Here is a 20,567-nt window from a genome sequence, read left to right as displayed (position 1 = left end):
TGCGATCAGGTCCTGGTCCCGTATTTGTCGTTCACCCAAGGGGAGTAGTCCGGATTTGGGTAGTGCCACAAAGCGGCTTGACGGGCCGGATATCCGACTTTAGTTGTGCTCGTGAGGCATGGATCACAGTGCTTGACCAGGGCGACTCATGATCGTTAGGGTCCGGTCGGAGGGTTTCAAAGGGGGGAAGATTGTGGTGCGCGTCAAGCGCTGACCCAGGGGGATCATTCATTTTATTTTGCTCTCGTGCGCGGTTCATCGCATGGGGGTTCTTCAGTGTGCGCTAATTGTTTTCCGCTCGATTGGGGTCGAGCGGGCGGCTGAAGCAGGGGGAAATGAAAATAGAACTTGCTGAGTATCCTTTCGTGTCCGGCTCGCTGGTGAACAGTGGTCAGGCTGACATGATTTCCGATCGTTTTCCGGCTTACGAATCCGCACTGTCGTGGATGAGGGACTTCGTCGCCCGGCCGGACTCGCGCATCAACCGCCCCGGCGCCGTGTGCCCGCGCCTGGCGCCGGCGTTCCGGCAGGACCTGATCTGGTGTGTGTCCATCGAGCTCCAGCGCTGGACCGTCGACGAAACCGTCGCCAAGGGCATTCACCTGGCCGACCTCTACTTCCGGCTGTTCCCCGACCCGCAGCAGTTCAAGACCGGATCGTTGCTCGGGCTCCTCCCCGGCCTGCCGCCCGGACGTGCCGCCGAGATCGTCGACGAGGGGCACCGTCGGCTCCGCATGGATTTCGTGAGCCGCGGTCTCATGCTCGGCGAGTTCCACCCGCGGAGCCAGGTGGTCAGCGTCCGCAACCCCGAGTTCCTGGTGATGCGGTCGCCGGTGCCGATGTTCGCCGTGCGCGCGCTCACCGTGCACGACCTGATGTTCCTGGACACGCCGCAGACCGACCCGATCGATCGGCTGCAGTACTTCAAGCACTACCTGGACCACTTGGGCGGGCAGCTCAGTCCGAGCGCCCGCGACCGAGTCCACCTGCGGATACAGAAAGCGGAAGGCGAACTGTGACGGGAATTCAGGATGCCGGCGACCTCGTCACGGCGTTTTCCGGAGCCTGCGAACGGTTCGCCGACCGGACGGCGGTCGTCGACCGGGACACGCGGCTGACCTACCAGCAGCTGCAGGACCGGGTCGAGCGGGCGTCGCGAGTGATCAGCACCGAGCTCGGCCACGTCGGCGGCGCGCCGCTGGTCATGATCGTGGTCGAACCGTCGGCTGAGCTGACCTGCGCCTTGCTTGCCACCGTCGCCGCGGGCGCCGCCTACCTCCCGGTGGACGTGGCGACCCCGGACGGCTACCTCCGCACGATCGTCGAAGACGCCCGCCCGGACCTCGTCGTGACCAGCGCGGAGCGGGCCGCGGAGCTGGGCGGACTCGGCGTCCCGGTTCTCACGGTCGACAGCTTGGCGAAGAGCGTCACCGGTGATTTCGCGCAGCCGAGGCGCCTCGGCCCCGACGACCCCGCCTACGTGATTTACACGTCCGGTTCCACCGGCAGGCCCAAGGGCGTCGTCGTCGGGCACGGCGCCATGCTCAACTCCACGGCGGCGCGCTGCGCGGCCTACGGCGTGCCCACGCGGATGCCGCTCGTTCATTCGATCGCCTTCGACCTGGCGTCGGGCGTCGTCTTCTGGGCACTCCTCGCCGGCGGGACGCTGATCATCAGCCGCTCGCCGCTCAGCGATGTCGCGAACACCCTCGACCTCATTCGCCGACACGCCGTCACGCACCTGGTCTACGCGGCGTCGCTGTACGCACCCTTCCTGGACCGGGCCGCGCTCGACCCACCCGCGAGCCTCGAGCACATCATGATCGGCAGTGAACGCTGGAGCAGCGTGCTGATCGGCCGGCACGCCGAACTACTGCCTGGCGCGTCCCTGTATAACGAATACGGCCCGAGCGAGGCCTGCGTCTGGTCGAGCTACGCCCGCGTGTACGACAGCGCGACCGGTGAGCCGGCCCCGCTCACCCTCGGCAAGCCCATCCTGAACACCGGCTACCGGGTGCTCACCGAGTCGGGCGAGCCGGTCGTGGCCGGCGGGCGGGGGGAACTGCTCATCTCGGGCCGGAACCTGGCCCTCGGCTACCTGCACCGGCCCGAGCTGACCGCCGAGCGCTTCGTCCGGCAGGCCGGCGGCGAGCGCGCCTATCGCACGGGCGACGTCGTGGAGGTCACCCGGGACGGCGAGCACGTCTTCGCCGGGCGGATCGACCGCCAGCTCAAGGTCCAGGGCAACCGGATCGAGGCGGGTCACGTCGAGACGCTGTTGATGTCACACCCGGACGTCCAGCAGGCGCACGTGGTGTCGCGCAACGACACCGGCCTGGGCAGCACCCTGGTGTCGTATCTCGTCCTGCGTGACGGGTCGGCCGGCGGCGAGGCACCGGCCGATCTCGACTCCCACTTGCGCTCACGGGCTCCCGCCTACCTGGTGCCCGCCACGCACGTCGTCCTGCCGCGGCTCCCGCGGACCCTGAACGGCAAGATCGACGAGGGGCGCCTGCCGGTTCCGGGCCCGGCGGTGGTGGCCGGGGGAGTGGAACCGGCCGATGCCCTCGAGACCGCCCTCGCTGCCCAGGTGAGCGAGATCCTCGGGGTCGAGGTCGGCGTCGAAACCGCGCTCGGCAGTGTGGGGGCCAACTCGCTCGCCTTCGTCCGGATGTCCGCCGCCATCACGCGCGCCCATGGTGTCGACATCCCGATGAGCTCGCTGTTCGACCGCCCGACGATCCGGGCCTTCGCGGAGGAAGTCAGGTCCGCCCGGCGCACCGATCGCCCGGCGCTGGTCCCCCGGGACAGGCACGAAGCCGCGTCCCCGTTGAGCGCCCAGCAGCACCAGATCTGGTTCCTGCACCACCTCTCGCCGGACGCGCTGGCCTACAACACCCAGTTCACGCTCCGGCTGACCGGCGAGCTCGAACCGCCGGTCCTCGAGCGGGCCCTTTCGGCGATCGTGGAGCGCCACGAAATCCTCCGGACCACGTTCCACGACGGCCCGGACGGGCCGGTGCAGGTGGTGCACGCACCGTGGGAGGTGTCCGTGGGGCGCACTGACCTGCGCGGAGTCGATCCCGCGCACCGCCGCGAGGCGATGGAGGCCGACAAGCGGACCCGCATGGACAGGGTGTTCGACATCGCGGAGCTGCCCCTGGTCAGGTGGCAGCTCTACCGGCTCGGCGACGACCGCTGGGAGCTCTTCCAGAGCGAGCACCACTTCGTGCACGACGGCTGGTCGGCGTCCCTGTTCCTCAAGGAGATCCGCGACGCCTATCAGGCCGAAGCCGAAGAGTGCCGGACCGCGGCCGAGCCGCTCGCCGTGCAGTACCGCGACTACGCGCGCTGGTACCAGGAATGGAAGCAGAGCAAGGACTTCGCCGGCCAGGCGGAGTACTGGAGGAGCAAGCTTGACGGCTGTCCCGCCCAGGGGGTGACCTTCGATTCCGAGCTCAACCGTCCGGCGAAGCAGGGGTTCAACGGTGCCTGCCTGCGCACCGACATCCCGGCGGGGACGATCGACCGCATTGACGCCCTGTGCGGTCGGTACCACGTCACGCGGTTCGCCGTCTTCCTGGCCGCCTTTGGCATCCTGGTGTGGCGCCACACCGCCGAAGAGGACTTCGTCATCGGGTCGGCGTTGTCGAACCGCAGGCAGAGCGAGACGGCCGCGATGCTCGGCATGTTCGTCAACGCGCTGCCCCTGCGGTTGACCGCCCGCCCGGGCGACACCGTGGCCTCGCACGTGCACGCGGCGATGCGGACGATCCTGGAGGCGCAGGACAACCAGGAGTTCCCGCTCATCGAGATCATCAAGCGCCTCGACCTGCCGCGCGATCCGGCGCGCAACCCGCTCTTCCAGCTGATGTTCGCCTTCCACGACAGCCCGCGGCCGTCGTTCGCGCTCGACGGCCTCGCCGGCGAACTGTGGATCGACCACAACGGATCGGCGAAGAACGATCTCAACGTCGTTTGCGTCCCCAACCCCGCCCGGCCCGGCGCCGGTACAGCACACGACGGCCTCAACATCCTCTGGGAGTACAACCGGGAGGTCTTCACCGAAGCGACCGCCGCGGCCCTCCTGAGGGACTTCGAACACATCGTCGGCGCGATCGCCGACCACTGGACGACTCCGCTGGTGGACGTCGCGCTGCTCGGCCCGGAGTCCTTGGACCGGATTCTCGGCTACGCCAACGGGGTCGAGTCGCCGGCGGCACACCCGACCTTGCATGGCGGAGTGAACGCCGCGATCGAAGCGGTGGCGCACGAGGTCGCCGTCCGGCAGGGCGATGTCACCGTCACCTACGCCGACCTGGACGCGCTGGCCGCAGGGCTCGAAACCGACCTGATCGCCGTAGGTGTCGGCCCAGGGGACTTCGTGGCCGTCGCGGGGCCGATGTCCGCGGATCTCATCGCGGCGTGGCTGGCGGTGCTGCGTCGCGGCGCGGCGTACCTCTGCGTGGACCAGGAGCTGCCGCGGGCGAGGATCGACCTGCTCCTCGCGGACGCCGCTCCCGCAGTGCTCGTCTGCCCCGAAGATGTTGCCCCCCGTTTCGCGGGAACCGGCGTGAAGGTGTTGGTGCACAACGGCAAGACGGCCGTCAGGCCGGAGTCGCCCACGCCCGCAGAGGATCGCCCGGCCTACCTCGTGTATACCTCCGGCTCCACCGGAACGCCGAAGGCGGTGGTCACGTCGCACCGCAACGCGGTGACGGCACTGCACGCGCGGACTGTCCACTTCGGACCAGAAGCCCCGTGCACCTTGGTGACGCTGCCGGCGAACTTCGACGTCGCCGGGTCGATGGTGTTCTGGACGCTGTCACTCGGGGGCACCCTCGTGCTGCCCGCAGCTGGCACCCACCGGGATCCCGAAGTAATCCGGTCGCTGGTTGAGCGGAACGCCGTCAGCCACGTCAACTTCGTGGCGTCGTTCTACCGGCAGTTCCTGGAGACGGTTCCCTCCCGGTGGGCCAGTCCGCTGAAGGTCGTGGCCATCGGCGGCGAGGCGTGCACCGCGGACGTCGTCGCGTTGCACGCCGACCGCGTGCCGGAGGCCGGGCTGCACAACGAGTACGGCCCGACCGAGGCCACTGTCTGGTGTTCGGCCGCCACCGTGTACACCCCTGGCGAGCCGGTTCCGGGCGGCCGGGTCACCGTCGGCAGGCCCCTCGCGAACTACGCGATGTACGTACTCGACGAACGCGGACAGCCCATGCCGCTGGGGGCACGCGGCGAGCTGTACGTTGGCGGCGACGGCGTCGCACCGGGGTACCTCGGCCGGCCGGAGCTTACGGCGGACCGGTTCGTGACGATCGGCTCGGGACCGCTCGCCGGGCGCCGCCTCTACCGCACGGGCGACGAGGCCCGGCTGCGTCACGACGGCGAATTCGAGATCGTCGGCCGGCTCGACGACCAGGTGAAGATCCGCGGGTTCCGGATCGAAACCGGGGAGGTGCGGCGCTGCCTGACCGAGCACCACGGCGTCGCCGACGCCCATGTCGTCGCCGAGCCCCATCTCGGCCACGTCCGGCTCGTCGCCTACGTCGCGACGGCCTCGGGGCCCGAGATCACCCCCGCGCTGACCGAGTGGCTGGGCGCTCGGCTGCCGTCGTACATGGTGCCCGCGGCGCTGGTCGTGCTGCCGTCGCTGCCGCTGACCACGACCGGCAAGGTCGATCGGGCCCGGCTGCCCACGCCGGACGCCGCGGAAGGCGTCGCGCGGACCGTCGCGGCGGCGGAGACCCCGGCCCAGGAGAAGCTGCTGGATCTCTGGCGGACGGTGCTCGGCCGAGCCGACGTCGGTGTCGACGACGACTTCTTCCAGCTGGGCGGCGACTCACTGCAGTCCATCAGGCTGGCCACCCGCGCACGGGCGGAGGGCATTCCGCTGACGGTGTCCCGGATCCTTCAGGCGCGGACCATCCGGGCTCTGACGGCGGAGTCTCCGGGCACGCGATTCGTCGCCGATCGCGTGCGCCGTCCGGCGGGCACACCCGTCCCGTTGACCGCCATCCAGAGCTGGTTCTTCGACCAGGGGTTCGCCGATCCGGACCACTTCAACCAGGCCCGGGTCCACGAGCTGACGACGGACGCCGAGACCGCGGTGCTGCTGGCGGCGATCACCCACGTCGTGGACCGGCACGAGGCGTTCCGCACCCTGTTCACCGGCCGTGACGCGGTGCTCGGACACGAGCCGACGGTCCTGGTGGATCGGCAGGAGATCGCCGGTGTCGCGCAGATCGAAGAAGCGATGGCGGCCCACCAGCACGGCCTCGACATCGGCGCGGGCCGGATGGGGCGGTTCACGGTCTTCGAAAGCTCTGGTGACGGCAAGCGCCTGCTGGGCGTGGTCTTGCACCACCTGGTCGTCGACGCGGTGTCCTGGGACATCCTCGGCGATGACATCGCCGCCGCCCTCCGGGGGACGCCGATGCGCCCCGCGCCAGGACCGGCCACCGAAGCGGTCCCGGTCCCGACACCGGCCGCCGTCGAGTTCTGGACGGCGCTGGCCGAGGCGCCCAAGCCGGTCCTGCCCTGGAAGCGGCCCGGCGGCCGCAGTCCGTACGGCGAGCTCTGCCACCTCCGCCGGACGCATTCCGCCGCCGCCACCGAAAACCTGGTGTACGACCTCCCGCGCCTGTCGTCAGTGTCTCCGAGGGCCGCGCTCCTTGCGGCGTTGTGCCTGGCTCTCGGCTCGGACGAGCTCTACGTCCAGCTCGAAGGGCACGGCCGGAACGGGCTCGAAGGCGCCGAAGAGACCGTTGGCTGGCTGACCGCGATGCACCCGGCGTTGCTCCACACCGGCGGAGCGACCGGCCTGACGGCGGCCGCGCGCGCCGTCGACCGGCAGCTCGACGCCATCCCCGGCGACGCCCGCGACTTCGGCGTGGCCCGGTACCTCCGTCGCGACACCGAACTCGGCCGGGTGACCGGAACCCTCGAACTGCCCGCCGTGACGTTCAACTACCTGGGGCAGGCGGCGAGCCCGGGTACGAACGACGTCTTGCGGCCGTCGGCGGCCGGCACGGGGAGCCCCCTCGGCGCGGCGAACGTGCTGCCGACACCGTTCGACCTGACGGTGGCGGTCCGCGACGATCGGCTGGAAACCCGCCTCACCTACGACCCCGCCGTCGTCGAACCCGGTTTCGCACGGGCGGTGCTGGACCGGTTCGACGGGATGCTCGAGAACGCGGCGCGGTTGGTCGAGCTGACGGACGCCGCGGTGCGCAAACAGTTCCTGGTCCACCCGATCGGCGGCTCGGTCGAGTGGTACGCGCCGCTCGCCCGGCGGCTCGCCTCGAGCTGGTCGTGCGTGGGCATCGCGCAGCGCGACACGACCGGCAGTGTCGAGGAGCTCGCCGAGCAGTACGTAGCGGGTTTGCGTGCGCTGCAGGCGAAGGGACCGTACCGGCTGACCGGGTGGTCCTTCGGCGCGGCGGTCGCCTACCGGATGGCCGTGGTGCTTGAGGGACAAGGTGAGGTCGTGAGCCGGCTCAGCCTGCTCGACCCGCCGCCGATCGCCGAACGGGACGACGCCGTCGGCGCGCTGACCGGACACCTCCGGATGCTGCTGCCGGACCAGGCCGAAGGCGAGCTGCGCGCCGCGATCACCGAGACCGTCCACTTCGGACTCGAAGAGCGGGTCGAGGAGCTCGTCCGCCGGCTGGTGCGCGAAGACGACGACGCAGCGGCCTTCCAGTCGCGTCGACTCGAAACGCTGGTGCGAAACACCGATGCGCTTGCGGCCTGGCGGCCCGGCGCCACGGTCGAAGCGGAGATCGACCTCGTGTACTCCGAGGCCGGCCACCGGAGCGACGAGGCCGCCGCGTGGAGCCGGTGCACCACGGCCGGAGCGGTGACCACGGTGGTCGCCGGGAGCCACGTCTCGATGCTCGGCGACGACACGGTTGTCGAGCTGCTCGGACGGAGTTTCCGATGACGTTCTCCGGGTGCGGTGTCGCCGGGGTGCTGCGGTTCGCCGGACATCCCCGGGACACCCCCGGGTTGCCTGACGTCCGACGGATGACCGATGCCCTGCGGCATCGCGGGCCCAACGGCGAGGGCATCTGGGACGGTGGTGAGGTGGTGCTCGGGCACCGCCGGCTCAGCTTCCTCGATCTCGGATCGGGTGGGGCCCAGCCGATGACGCGCGGGGACTCGACGCTCGTCTACAACGGCGAGCTGTACAACTTCGCCGAGCTGCGCACCGAGCTGTCCGGGCTGGGGCACCGGTTCGCATCGGGCTCCGACACCGAAGTCGTGCTCCGCGCGTGGACGCAGTGGGGGGCGCGCGCCCTCGACCGGTTCCACGGCATGTACGCCTTCGCCCTCTGGGACGCCCGGCAGCACCGCCTCGTCCTCGCGCGGGACCGGATCGGCATCAAGCCCCTCTACTTCCACCGCGGCGACGGTTTCGTGGCGTTCGCCTCCGAGGTGGAGGCACTGCTCCGGTGCCGGCGGATCCCACGGCGGCCGGACGTGGACGCCGTCCACGACCAGCTCCTCCGGTCGTCGACCCTCGAAGTCGATCGCACCCGCACCCTTGTCCGCGGCGTGCGAGCGGTGGCGCCCGCGACGTGGATGTCGATCGACGTCGAGGGACGCGAGCGCACCGAGCGGTACTGGGCTCTGCCCGGCGTCGAGCCGGCCGGGGACGCCGACGGCGACGCCGTGGCGGAGCTGCGTGGCCTCGTCGAGCACGGCGTCCGGTCGATGACCACCGCGGACGTGCCGATCGGCGCGTTCCTCAGCGGGGGACTCGACTCGTCGGTGATCACCACCATCGCGGCCGCGGACCGGCCGATCACTGCCGTCACCGTCGCCTACGCGGAACGAGCCGAGGACGTGCCGAGTGAGGCCGGGAACGAGGACCTCCGCTACAGCCGGCTACTCGCCGGGCAGCTCGCCGGCCGCGTCGAGCACCGGGTGCGGGTCCGCGGTCATGCCGTCTCGCTGCCCGACATCGACGATGTCTGCGATCTCGCCACGTTCTGCGACGACGTCCGCCACGTCAGCATCCTGGGCAACTACCGCAGTGTCGCTTCCCTGGGGCTGCGCGGAGTGCTCAACGGACAGGGCGCGGACGAGACCATGGGCGGGTACGTCGGCATGGACTCGTTCGTCCGGAACATCCTCGACATCCGGGAGCCGGCGCTCGCAACCTTCGCCCGCCTGCCGGCCGCGCGGCAGGTGCAGGGCCTGTCCCGGGCCGTCCTCGCCCGCCGTGCGGACGCCCACCGCGAGGTGCTGGACTTCCACGCCGGCCTTCCCGGGTCACCGTTGGAGAAGGCACACCGGCTGCTCGTGCACACCCAGCTGAGCCGGATCGTCCAGTTCGAGGACTTCCTGAGCATGCGGGCCAGCGTCGAGGGGCGATTCCCGTTCCTCGACCACCGTCTCGTCGAATTCGTCTTCCGGCAGCCTTTCGACCGGCACGTCGACACGGTGCGCCGCCAAGGCAAGACGCTGCTCCGGCGGGCGACGGCGCCGCTCCTGCCCGACGCCCTCACCGCCCGCCCGAAGCAGAAGTTCCCGTATCCCGGGCTGGCGTCGCTGCAGCGCAGCCTCGAGGTACTGGCCGGCGAGCACGAGCCGGAAATCCGCGGTGACGACCTGGTGAGCGAGGTGTTCGACCTTCCGGGCCCCGGGCGGCTCGCCACCCTGCCGCCGGACTCGCTGTGGGTGCTGCTCTCGCTGTGGCGCTGGCACGACCGCCTGCGGACGCTGGACACGAGGAGGGCCGATGCGCTCGCTGTGGCGTGACGGGAACTTCCTCCTGTTCTGGTCCGGCCGGACCGTGAGCCTCGTGGGCAGCCAGATCACCCTGCTGGCCCTGCCGATGGCGGCGATCATCGACCTCGACGCCACGCCGTTCGAGGTGAGCCTCGTGATCACGGTCGCGACCGCGGCTCCGCTGCTGGTCGCGTTGCCGGCCGGGGCGGTGGTGGACCGGGTGCGCAAGCGCCGCTTCATGGTGGTGAGTGACGTCCTGAGCTGCCTCGCTCTGCTGTCGATCCCGCTGGCTTCCCATAGCGGCGTGCTCACGGTCGTCCAGCTGGCGCTCGTCGGGTTCTTCTGCGCGTCGCTCGACATCGGAGCCGAGTCGGCGCGGATGAGCTACCTGCGCGACTTCCTCGACAGCGGCCGGCTGGTCGAGGGGAACAGCAAGATCGGCGGCGCGACGTCCCTCGCCCGGATGGCGGGCCCGGCGCTCGGCGGGGCGCTGGTGGGCCTGATCGGCGCCGCGACGTCGATCGCGGCGGACGCGACGAGTTTCCTGTTCAGCGCGCTCACCCTCACGTTCATCAAGCACCGCGAAGCACGCCCGTCCCGTCCGGCGACACGACCGCGGCTGCGTACGGAGATCTCGGCGGGCCTGCGCTACGTCCTGGCCCACGACACGTTGAAGACACTCGCTTTCGCGGGGGCCATCAGCGCGTACCTGCTCACGGGCGTCGGGGCGATCTGGACGACCTACCTGGTTCGTGAGCTGCACTGGAGCCCCGCGGGCATCGGCGTCATGCTCGCGGTCAGCTGTGCCGGTGGCCTGCTCGGCAGCGTCGTCACCCGGCGGGCCTTCGCGAAGTACGGGGTGTTCCGCGTACTGCTCTGGGCCACGCTCGCCACGGCGATCGGGGAACTGCCGGTCATCCTGGTCGGGCCCGGCACCGCCGGCCGGCTGGCCGTCGGCGCCGGCTACTTCGTGCTGATGGGCGGCCTGGTCGTCTCGAACACGGCCCAGGTCAGTCTCCAGCAGGCTCTGTCGCCACCCGAGCTGCTCGGCCGGACCAGCGCCTCCTACCGCTGGCTCACCTGGGGCGCGCGGCCGGTCGCGGCTGCCGTTGCAGGTGCAGGCACCACGGTGTTCGGCCTGTGGCCCGTGCTGGCGATCCACGTCGTGCTGCTGTTCGTCCCCGCGGCGATCCTGATCGCGTCGGCGGCGCGATCGGTCAGCTTCGAACTCACCTGATTCCGTTCCACTTCCCTTACCCGCAAGGAGAAACGCGTGCCAGAACAGCTGCTGGACCCGGTCACCACCGACCTGGTGGTCAAGCCCGTCGCGGGCCACATCGGCGCCGACATCGAGGGCGTCGACCTGGCCGGGCCGCTCGACGAGACCACGATCGGCGCGGTTCGCGAAGCGCTGCTGCGCTACAAGGTCGTTTTCTTCCGCGACCAGTGGATCGACCACGAGCAGCACGTGGCGCTGGGACGGCGGTTCGGTGACCTGACGCGGCGGCCGAACCCGCAGAGCAGCGACGTGCTCGACAAGCACCCGGAGATCTTCACCGTATCTCCCCACCTGGACGTCGAGCGCTACGGCGAGGACTACGAGGCCCGGTTCCGGTCGCGGTGGACCACGGCCATCAGCGGGTGGCACACGGACATGAGCCACGCGGTGAACCCGCCGGCCGCGTCGATCCTGCGTGCCGAACAGGTTCCTCCGGCCGGTGGTGACACTCACTGGGCCAACCTTGTCGCCGCCTACGAAGGCCTGTCGGAGCCACTGCGCGAGCTGGCCGACGGGCTGCGGGCCGAGCACTCGTTCTTCGCCGGCTACAAGATGGTCGAGCACGACCCGTTGGACCGGTCGATGATCGACATGATCGCCCCGAAGCAGCTGATCACCGTGCACCCCGTGGTCCGGGTCCACCCCGAGACCGGCGAGCGCGCGCTGTTCGTGAACCCGTCGCGGACCGACCGCATCGTCGGACTGAGCCCGACCGAGAGCCGTCGCCTGCTCGACCTGTTCTTCGAGCAGGTCACCCGCGCCGAGTACACCGTCCGGCTCCGGTGGGCGCCGGGCACGATCGCGTTCTGGGACAACCGCGCCACGATCCACCTCGCGGCGATGGACAACCAGCACCTCGGCCACGCTCGGGTGCTGCACCGGGTCACCGTCGTCGGCGACACCCCCGTCGGGCCCGACGGGTTCGTCTCCCAGCCGATCGCCGGGCAGCGCTTCGACCGTCCCGCCTGATCGCACGCAAGGAGATCGATGATGGTGCGCACGAATGTCGTTCTGTACTGGCTCCGGCCGGACCGCGGCGCGAACGACGAAGAGGCCGGGTTCTTCCGCGAAGCCGCCGCAGCCTGCGGAATCGACCTGCGGGTGGCCAGGACCGGCGACGTCGTGCTGTCCCACGACGGGAAGACGACGGAGGTGCGTGTCGACGGCGAGGTCGTCTCGCCGTCGACCGCCTTCTTCCACACGAAGTGGCCCGGCGCCCCGTCGGACCCGGCCGGTGAATGGCGGCACCTCACGACGACGGCCGCGCTGGAGGCCGCCGGCTTCCTCGTGACGGTGCCCGCGCTGCACACCATGGTGTACGGCGACCGGACCGGCACCGGCCTGCGAGCCGACTGGCACGGCATCCCGAGCGTCCCTTCGGTTCGCGTGTGCACCCGCGAGATCGGGAACCACCCCGCGCGGTTCGAGCCGGGCGCCTGGGGATTGGACTTCCCGCTGTCCGTCCGAGCGGCGGCTTGGCACGGGCCGGAGTTCACGGTGGACGACGCGGAGGGGCTGCGTGCCGTCTTCCAGATGGCCGGTGCCGCAGAGCTCACGCTTTCGATCTCCGCCGCGACCGGCGCCGACGTCCGCCGGGTGTTCTGCGTCGGCGGGGAACCGTACGGATGCCTGCCGGCGGAGGGCGCCCTCCGGCCGGTGCCGGACGCCCTTCTGGCGTCCGCCCGCGGCGTCGCCGGTGAACTCGGCCTGGCCTGCGTCACGCTCGAGTACCACGAGAAGGACGGCCGCCACCTCCTGGCGGCGGTCGAGGCGGACCAGGACGACGAGCTCCGGATCCCCGCGCTCGCGCAGGCCCGGTTCGGTGCCTACCGGCGCCTGTTCGACGAGTTTGTCACGGGAGCCGGAACCGGTTCGTGGTCGTACCGGCCGCAGCCGGGCGGCGTGCCCATCGGCACGCGCGGCGACGCGGTTATGTACTGGATCAGGACCGACCGGGAGAGCAAGACCCCCAACCCCGCCCACGACGTGGCCGACCAGCGCTTCGAGCTCGCCGGCGAGCGTGCCGGGACACGGATCCGCCCGGTGGCGGTCGACGACGTCGTCGTGGGCCGCACCGGTGACGTGCCACAGGTGCTCGTCCACGGGCAGCGCGTCGACCCGGCTGAGGCGTTCTTCCACACCAAGCTGATGAGCTGGCCGGAGAACGAGCCGGACCTGGCACGGCACCTGGCCACCTACTGCGTGCTGGAGGCCGCGGGGTTCTTCACCACCGTGCCGGCGATGCACAGCGTGATCAACAACGACAAGCTGCTGAGCGCCGTTCTGTGCCCCGGCGGCATCGCGTCGATCGCGACGACGAGTGTCCACACGCGACCGGGTGCCGCCGTGGTGTTCGACGCTCCGATCGAGTTCCCCGTCATCGTCAAGCCGGCCGGCTGGGGCGCCGGCAACAGCGTGTTCGCCCTCCGGAACCGGGCGGACCTGAACCCCGTGCTCCGGCTCGCGGGCGCGGCCGGGCTCACGGTCGTGATCCAGCCGTGGCTCGGCACCGGCGTCGCCGACTGCCGGGTGTACTGCGTGGACGGCGAACCGCGTGGGGCGGTCCTACGCCGCCCTCGCGGCGACAGCGTGACCAGCAACTTCGGCCAGGGCGGCCGGGCCGAGGCCGTCGAAGTGCCCGCCGAGCTGGCCGGACCGGCCCGTGAAGTGGCGCTGACCCTGGGACTGCCGTATGTCTGTGTCGATTTCCTCCACGGCGCGGACGGGTGGTGGTTCTCCGAGATCGAAGCCGACGGGGACACGCTGCCCAGCTCTGCCGACCTGACGGATCTGCGCTTCGGCTCCTACCGGCTGGCCTTCGACAGGTTTGCCGCCGGAGCGCCGTCCGGCTGGCTGTTCGGCCGGACGAGCACCGACGCCCGGCTGAGCTTGCGCGGCCCGGCACCGGAGCGTGCCCTGTGAGCTTCGTGACCCTGATCTACCGCCCCGACGACTTCTCGCCGGGACACCTCTCCACCACGCTGGAACGGATATCCGACGCCTACCGGCCGTTCGCCGAGAAGGCCGGGCTGACGTTCCGCGCCATCCCGATCGACGAACTGGTCCCGGCCTGCACCGATCGCCCGCACCTGTGGTGGCGGGGCGAGGACCTGCTCGACACCAGGCAGTGTTACCAGGTCGACGAGTTCAGCTGGGATCCGCAGACCGCGCACTACCTCCATGCGGTGTACCGGACGATCGAACAGAGCGATTCCGTCCTGCTGGGACGCACCTTCGACGGACCCACCCACGTCGTCACGGACAAGCTCTCGATCATCCAGCGCGCGACCCGCCTCGGCATCCGGACCCCGGCGACCGTCGCGATACCGTTCGGGCGCTACGCCCGGACGGTCGTCCCCTTGATCGAGAAGGAACTCGGTCCGGGGCCCTACATCGTCAAGCCCCGCGAACTGGGGATGGGGTTCGGCATCCTCAAGGTCGACACGACCGAGCAGCTGAACGCCGCGATCGACATGGTCGCCCAGAGCGGCATGGGCTACCTTGCCCAGTCCTTCGTCCCGAACACCGGTGACCTCCGGGTCTACGTCATCGACGGTGTAGTCGTCGCCGGCCAGCGGCGGACCCCCGAGCTGGGCAACTACATCTCCAACATCAGCCAGGGCGGCTCGGGCCGGGGAGGAACGGTCCGGGAGGACCTCGCGGAGGCGAGTCTTCGGATCGCCGCCGACCTGAACGCATCGTGCCTGGCAGTCGATTGGCTGCTGTCCGAGCCCGGTCCGGCGCTGACCGAGTGGTGCGCCGGGCTCGGCGGCTTCTCCGGCCTGCCTGAACCTGACCGGAACGAGCTGGGCAACGCGTTCTTTAGGTGGGCTCGTTCGCTGCTCGAACAACCGGCGGATGAGCGAACGCGGCACGCCTGATCAGCTAAACAAGCAGGTCCGTGCGGTGCCGGAGATATCGAGTTGGTTCTGGAGGTCAGTACGACTCCTGCTGGCTGGTCCGCCGTGACCGGGCATCCCGTCCACCCGGTCAGTCGAGCTGACAACACAGAAACCAGCAGAGCTGTTAACGACCAGCGCGGTCAAGACCGTCGAGGAGGAATACGTCGACCGCGAGCAGGCCGGCCAAAATCTGGCCGTCACGCTGCGAAACGACCAGTAGGCCCGTCCGGGGCGCAGGACGACACCGTCGGAGGTGCCCAGAAAGGGGACATCGGCGATTGAATAGATGTCAGCGGGGAACATGAACTGGGGAGGACTCGGGGCTGCTTCTTTCAGCCCCGAGTCCTCCCCACCTTCGTGCTCGGCCAGAATCAGCCGAGGCGAGCCCGGTCAGCCTGCCAGCGGCTCAAGCGGAGCAGACCAACCAACGCCATCAACGCCGTCCCGGCCGCGCTCAGGGCAACCGATCCTGCCAGCAAGATGCCGCAGATCACGGTGCCCACCACGACGAGCAGCAACGCCGAGCGCCAGGCGTGCGCCGGGTTTCCCACCATGATCTGCCGCAGCAGTTCCCAGCCCGGATGGGGCGAGTCCATCTGAGATTGACGACGCGGCATCTTCCGGCAGGCCGGCTCGAGCACTATGCCGGGCGACGTCTCGACAGTCGGCTCTGCGGCCGCCTCGAAGAGCTCATCGAAGCCGACGTAGTTCGGATCCCTGCTGAATGTGATCCGATCGGGGGATCGTCGCTCTGGCATGCCGCCACCTAGCGGCGGTAACGTCGACATGTTCGTTGCCTCTCTCAATATTTGCGTGTTGGACGGACGGTGCGAACACCGACGCGGCTCCCAGTTCCAGCTGGGGGCCGCGTCTGCATGTCTGGGTCACCCCAGGCGGTGCTGAGCTCATCTTGGCGGAAACCCACGTACCTACGGCGCGGTAACAACACCATTCCGGCACTGGAGTCGACGACCGGTGTTTATCGCACGACGAGCGGTCGGAGAGGTGATTGTGTGTAACTAAGCACTGGTCAGGCACCGTTTTGCCGTAGTTAATTTCACGCTTTCGAGTGGCTTCGCTACGCATATTCGAATGGACGCGAGAGATGTATGACGCGCGCCAACACGTTCGAGTGAATACGCCCAGGTGATCACCGGAGCCCGCAGCGCCAGGTAATCAGGGGGTGCAAGTGCCCGTGCAGGTGCAGCGGAGAGTGAAGGGTGCGAGTGCACGAGCCGCTCGAAAGCCGTCAACCCAGGCCCTCGGATCGCGAGCCGCGTGAGTCGAATGCATCGGCGTGACGATCAGCATTCTGCGCGACGCGCGGGCTGTGATCGCCGACTGCCGGATCTGGGGTGGCTACAGCCGTCAGGCTGGGCGCTGACCTTGATCGGCTCGCGCTCGTACTACACGCTGCAGCGAATGTCGTCGTAGGGTGTTGGTTAGGTGAATCGGCTCGCGGCTGCTGGCCTTGTGGCCGAACTCGTCCAGAACTGGCCGAGGGTTTCCTCGGAGATTCCCGCCCGAGAGGTGTCCCAGGGCCGCTCGTCCGAAACCTGTCCTGCGTCGGGCGGTTCCCGCTAGTGGTGGTCGCGGGCGTGGAGGAGCAGGACCTGCCTCTGCCGAGACGGCTGGTGGAAGGTACTCAGGATGCGTTCGCGGCCGATCACGGTGGCGTGTCCCTCCCGCGCCCGTCGGCCGGCGAGTGACACCATGCGGGGACTTCGTTGGTCTGGAAGGGAGCGAGGGGTGATGACAGGACTGGAGATAGCCGTCGGGTTCCTGGTGGGTTGGGCGATCCGGAAGCTGCGGCGGGTCGGCCAGGGCGTCGACGCCGAGGTCGATCGTGCGCTGGATGCCGGGCTGGACCGGCTGCACGACTTAGTCGCCGGCAAGCTCGGCGCCGATCCGGCTTTGGCCAAGCTGACCGCGGAGGTCGAGCAGGCAGGGGAGCCGTCGAGCCGCACGCAGCAGCGGGTGCAGCTGGCCCTCGAGGATGCCGTCGAGAGTGACCAAACCTTCGCTACAGAGCTGACAGCGCTGGTTGAGCACCTGCAGGACGTCGAGCGGCAGGCCGGCGGTGTGGTTGCTGGGGGACAGGGTGTTGCGATCGCGGGTGGGGTGAGCGCGGATCGTGGCTCGGTCGCGATCGGCGGGGTGACCGGCGGCGATGTTTCGATCGCGCGTCCGCCGGACCCTCAGGTGCCGGGCGGGAATCAGGGCTGATCGCGTCCGGCGAGCATTCGCCCGTACCGTCCGGCGTGAGTGCGGATCGTCAGGGGACGGCTGTCAACACCGTCAACGGCTCGTTGACGATCAACAACACTGCTCCGACCGCGACAGAGCGCCCTGTCGAGGTCGGGGAAGGTACCGATTCGCGGACCCGGCGGGAGTTCGAGGAGGCGTTCCGACGAGCCGGTGGCGAGGGCAGGTTGGGACAGCCGATCGCGCTGGTAGCCGAGAACGACCTCGGACGCATCCAGTACTTCACGGGCACCGGCGACGGGTCGGTGCTCATTTGCGCCCTGTATGGACAGAAGGCCGTCGCCGTCTCGGAGGCAGTGTGGGACGACGTCGTCAGCGTGCCCGGACACCCGTTCCAGGGACTCCAGGCCGTCGGGTTCCCGCTCGCGCGGACCGACTACATTCCGGCGGATGCCACGACGGTCGAGGTGGGCGGCGGCGAATGGGGTCGTGGGCTCGTGGTGCGCCCCGAGGTTCGTTGGGAACCACGGCCTCGCGTCGTCATGGAGGCCAGCCAGGCGCGGCAGATGCCGCCGGTGGAGGTCGCCGACCTCACGGTGCGAGCGATCGCATTGTTGCCATGGGACCTCGACGAGGACGGTTTCGAAATCACCCGGGAGATTCGGCGACGGCTCGAGCGGGCCCTGCCGCGGACGAAGCTGAGCACCATGTTGCCCCTGCTGTCAAGCCGGCGCGGCGGCAGCGTCGCTGCCCTGGAGTGGATCCGCCCGACAGGGTTCGGCGTTCACCAGTCGGGCCGGGCAGCCCGCTATGACAGCGCGTTGACGACTCGCCAGGGTGAGGTCGCAGCGCGTACGTCGGTGCGCCTGATCCTGCCTGCGGGCCGGGAACGGATCGTGCGTGTTTTCGCTGAGTTCCAGGTGAACCTCGAGACCTGGCAGGTGGCCCTGACGCCGGCGACGGGTGCTGCGGATTTCCGGATCACGGCGACCGAGATCGCCGAGCTGTGGCAAGCCGCTTGGGAGGCGGCCGTGGTGGTCGTGCCGGGTGTGTTTGTCGATGATCCTGCCGCGGTTCCGTTGATGGCCCCGCCGATGGTGGAGCTACAGGTCAAGTCCGACGATCCCAGGGAGTACGGCCCGGGCGAGCTGCTTCGCCTGGTGACTTTGACGAAGGTGGTCGACCTGTCTGTCTTCGGCACATCCGCGGACACGCTCGCTCAGGAGGGGGCGCTCACGGTCGTTGCGCCTGTCGGCTTCGATCATGAGAGCCGCCGTCAACTGACTGTCACGGCGCTTACCCGTCTGGCGCGGGCGTGGGGTTATGTTGACGCCGACGAGTCTGATCTCGGCTTGGTGCGGTAGGCCGCCGGGCGTCGTGCTGTTGACTGGAGAGGTCGCAGATTCCCTACCCGGACTGTACCGCTGTCGGTGCGCTCTTGATCGCAACATCGTTTAACTGAGCTGCAGGTCGGTGGCGAACTTGAGCGTGGGGTTATGGATCTCGGACACAGTATTACCCCACGGATCGCGAAACGCGATCTTGAAGCTGGGGCGACCTTAGCTCAGCTCGAATCGATCTCCTGCAGCCGCCAACCGGCGCTGTCGCGGACGACGAACCGTCCCGAGTCGCGCAGCGCTACAGCGACGCGACTGCTGCTTCGTGTCCAGTCGGACTCCGGCGTGGCATGGCCATCGTGTCCTTGATAGCCGAGCCGGATGTTGATCTGGTCGATGAGACGGTCTTCGCGGATATAGAGCGTCTTCGGCCGCTGCTGATTCGCGCGTTGGGTGCTGGTGTGACCGTGACGGCAGCGATAGGTCGGTCGCCCGTGGTTCCAGTCGACCGGTGACAACTCGTCCCATGTCAACGGATACCTGATCAGGATCTCCGCTGGCGCCCGGCTCGGCGTGGATGTCGCGGTGTGGTTCGGGCTGCTGCGTCGCGGCAGCCGACACAGCTGCCGCACACATCGTGTCACCTCGGTTACCTACTGGAATTGTCGAGGGGATTGCCGGACGTGGGGCGGACCGTGAGCCGAGCGTCGACCCCGCGCGCAGGCAGACGGCGAGCGCGCCCTTCCCGCAGATCGGCAGCGCCATCCCGCCCGCCCCACGCCGTCCTGGCCGCTTTCATCACCTGAGCACCCGAATGCCCGTCGCCGAAGAGACGGAGCCTTGATCGATCACCGAGCGGTAGGTGCATCTGCTGCAAGCGCTGGACTCTGAACAGTGCACGGAACGACGCCGACCGAGGTAGCGTCGAGGCCGCGGGCCGGCGCGCTCCCTCCCCCTCGGCGCGCTGGCCCGCGGCCCGCTATCGGGCTGCCGCCGAGCTTGCGAACGCCGTCATAACCTCAGGGCGCACGAGCAGCACGGCTGTGCCCAGGGCTGCGACGCTCACCACTGTCAAGGCTGCAATAATGGCCAACCTCAGCAGGCTCGGCGATGGGTTTTGGCTGTTCAAGACGGCCGCCAGCGCCTAGAGCCACCCGTCTCGGGGACTGTCTATGCCATCGCTATGGTCACGTGTTCAGGCGCCTCTTTTATTTATTGAGACCTATCAGGCTTGCTGGTAACTAGGTTGCCGCGAGGGAGCAAGTCTTCCCCTTCGGGTGGCAACTTAGTTTCCAAGGCCCTTAACGCAACAACGACCCCGGCGCGGATGCCGAGGTCGTTCTTCCAACGGGCTTGGGGTCTGGACCCATCGCCTCTTGGCTGTTCAACGCGTCAACCGTACACCTGGTTCCCGGCTGGCGTTCAGAGTGCACGAGGTCGGCGTGGCGGCATGGCAGACATGCCGGAGTTTCGGAACGTCACCCCATCTGAGCTTCGTGTCACCGTGAGGTGACACGCGGAGCGAACGTCTTCATGCGACCGGCCCGCCGCGCGCGCGAGACTGCACCGACCGGCTTAGGATCGCGATCTACGAAGTTGACTTCGAAGCCTGCCGGGCTGGCGCAGGCCGCGCCAGGCGGTGTGCCGGACGCGCCCGGCGCGGGTGAACTGCCGGTAGACGATCTCGCCGACCAGCTCAGGCTCGACCCAGCGGGCGCCGCGGACGTCCTCGCGCGGCGGCGCCACGACGAACGGGTGCGTGCGGCGCTCGTGGGGTTGCAGTTGGGTGAGGAGGTCGGCGCGGGCGGCTTGGCTGAAGCCGGTGCCGACGTGGCCGATGTAGACCAGCTCGCCGGTGGCGGGGTCGTGCGCGCCGAGCAGCGGCCCGCCGAGGGTGCCGGCGAAGCTGCGTTGCCCGGGTGCTGGTAGGCCGACATGTCAGAAGCAGTTGAATGCAACTCGCGACCTGTCTGGATCGTCGTCTGGTTACCCGGGCCGAAGGAGCACAAGCCGAGCGGTCGTGGCTGGCCCGCCGCGATGACCCGTCGAGGGTGTTCATGTTCGGCCGCGCGAGACCGGCGAGCTGCGCACGATCGAGCTGGCACG

At 69.3% G+C, this 20,567-nt stretch carries 11 protein-coding genes and 1 pseudogene; 9 read left to right on the top strand and 3 right to left on the bottom strand.

The features are described from left to right. Positions 1-287: 287 nt before the first annotated feature. From ACIOD2_RS46765 to ACIOD2_RS46735, 7 genes are read left to right on the top strand one after another with little or no spacing between them, the layout of a single operon-like run. Positions 288-1,019, top strand: coding sequence for a DUF6875 domain-containing protein (locus ACIOD2_RS46765; protein ID WP_400552156.1), 732 nt, complete (start codon positions 288-290; stop codon positions 1,017-1,019). Further along, positions 1,016-7,945, top strand: coding sequence for an amino acid adenylation domain-containing protein (locus ACIOD2_RS46760; protein WP_400552154.1), 6,930 nt, complete (start codon positions 1,016-1,018; stop codon positions 7,943-7,945). Before ACIOD2_RS46765 ends, ACIOD2_RS46760 begins: the two co-directional genes overlap by 4 nt. Next, positions 7,942-9,768 (top strand): asparagine synthase (glutamine-hydrolyzing), encoded by a 1,827-nt coding sequence (gene asnB, locus ACIOD2_RS46755; protein WP_400552152.1) that lies wholly within the window; start codon positions 7,942-7,944, stop codon positions 9,766-9,768. The genes ACIOD2_RS46760 and asnB overlap by 4 nt, the downstream gene beginning before the upstream one ends. Beyond that, positions 9,749-10,975, top strand: coding sequence for an MFS transporter (locus tag ACIOD2_RS46750; RefSeq protein ID WP_400552150.1), 1,227 nt, complete (start codon positions 9,749-9,751; stop codon positions 10,973-10,975). Before asnB ends, ACIOD2_RS46750 begins: the two co-directional genes overlap by 20 nt. Positions 10,976-11,011: 36 nt before the next feature. Further along, on the top strand, positions 11,012-11,986 hold the full coding sequence (locus tag ACIOD2_RS46745) for a TauD/TfdA dioxygenase family protein (protein WP_400552148.1): 975 nt from the start codon (positions 11,012-11,014) through the stop codon (positions 11,984-11,986). A 21-nt stretch (positions 11,987-12,007) separates the two neighbouring features. After that, positions 12,008-13,939 carry a RimK family alpha-L-glutamate ligase gene (locus ACIOD2_RS46740; RefSeq protein WP_400552147.1) on the top strand — a complete coding sequence of 644 codons (1,932 nt, stop codon included), beginning with the start codon at positions 12,008-12,010 and terminating at the stop codon, positions 13,937-13,939. Next, positions 13,936-14,898 carry a RimK family alpha-L-glutamate ligase gene (locus ACIOD2_RS46735; protein WP_400552145.1) on the top strand — a complete coding sequence of 321 codons (963 nt, stop codon included), beginning with the start codon at positions 13,936-13,938 and terminating at the stop codon, positions 14,896-14,898. The genes ACIOD2_RS46740 and ACIOD2_RS46735 overlap by 4 nt, the downstream gene beginning before the upstream one ends. A 392-nt stretch (positions 14,899-15,290) precedes the next feature. On the opposite strand, the gene ACIOD2_RS46730 is transcribed toward ACIOD2_RS46735, so the two are convergent. Continuing rightward, positions 15,291-15,677 carry a hypothetical protein gene (locus ACIOD2_RS46730; RefSeq protein WP_400552142.1) on the bottom strand — a complete coding sequence of 129 codons (387 nt, stop codon included), beginning with the start codon at positions 15,675-15,677 and terminating at the stop codon, positions 15,291-15,293. Between the two features lie 994 nt (positions 15,678-16,671). On the opposite strand from ACIOD2_RS46730, the gene ACIOD2_RS46725 reads away from it, so the two are divergent. Together ACIOD2_RS46725 and ACIOD2_RS46720 are read left to right on the top strand one after the other, a co-directional pair. Next, positions 16,672-17,145: a hypothetical protein gene (locus ACIOD2_RS46725; RefSeq protein WP_400552140.1), complete on the top strand. Its 474-nt coding sequence runs from the start codon at positions 16,672-16,674 to the stop codon at positions 17,143-17,145. A 35-nt stretch (positions 17,146-17,180) separates the two neighbouring features. Next, a complete protein-coding gene (locus ACIOD2_RS46720) occupies positions 17,181-18,488 on the top strand; it encodes a hypothetical protein (protein WP_400552138.1) in 1,308 nt (435 codons plus the stop codon). Positions 18,489-18,688: 200 nt separating this feature from the next. On the opposite strand, the gene ACIOD2_RS46715 is transcribed toward ACIOD2_RS46720, so the two are convergent. Next, positions 18,689-19,093, bottom strand: coding sequence for a hypothetical protein (locus ACIOD2_RS46715; RefSeq protein WP_400552136.1), 405 nt, complete (start codon positions 19,091-19,093; stop codon positions 18,689-18,691). Positions 19,094-20,081: 988 nt separating this feature from the next. Beyond that, a pseudogene (locus ACIOD2_RS46710) lies at positions 20,082-20,381 on the bottom strand (DNA ligase D); the annotation flags it as partial. Between the last annotated feature and the right edge of the window lie 186 nt (positions 20,382-20,567).

Source organism: Amycolatopsis sp. NPDC088138 (genome assembly GCF_044741685.1).
GTDB lineage: Bacteria > Actinomycetota > Actinomycetes > Mycobacteriales > Pseudonocardiaceae > Amycolatopsis.
The sequence above is the reverse complement of the archived record's forward strand: the minus strand, read 5'-3'. Positions and strand labels throughout refer to the sequence as shown.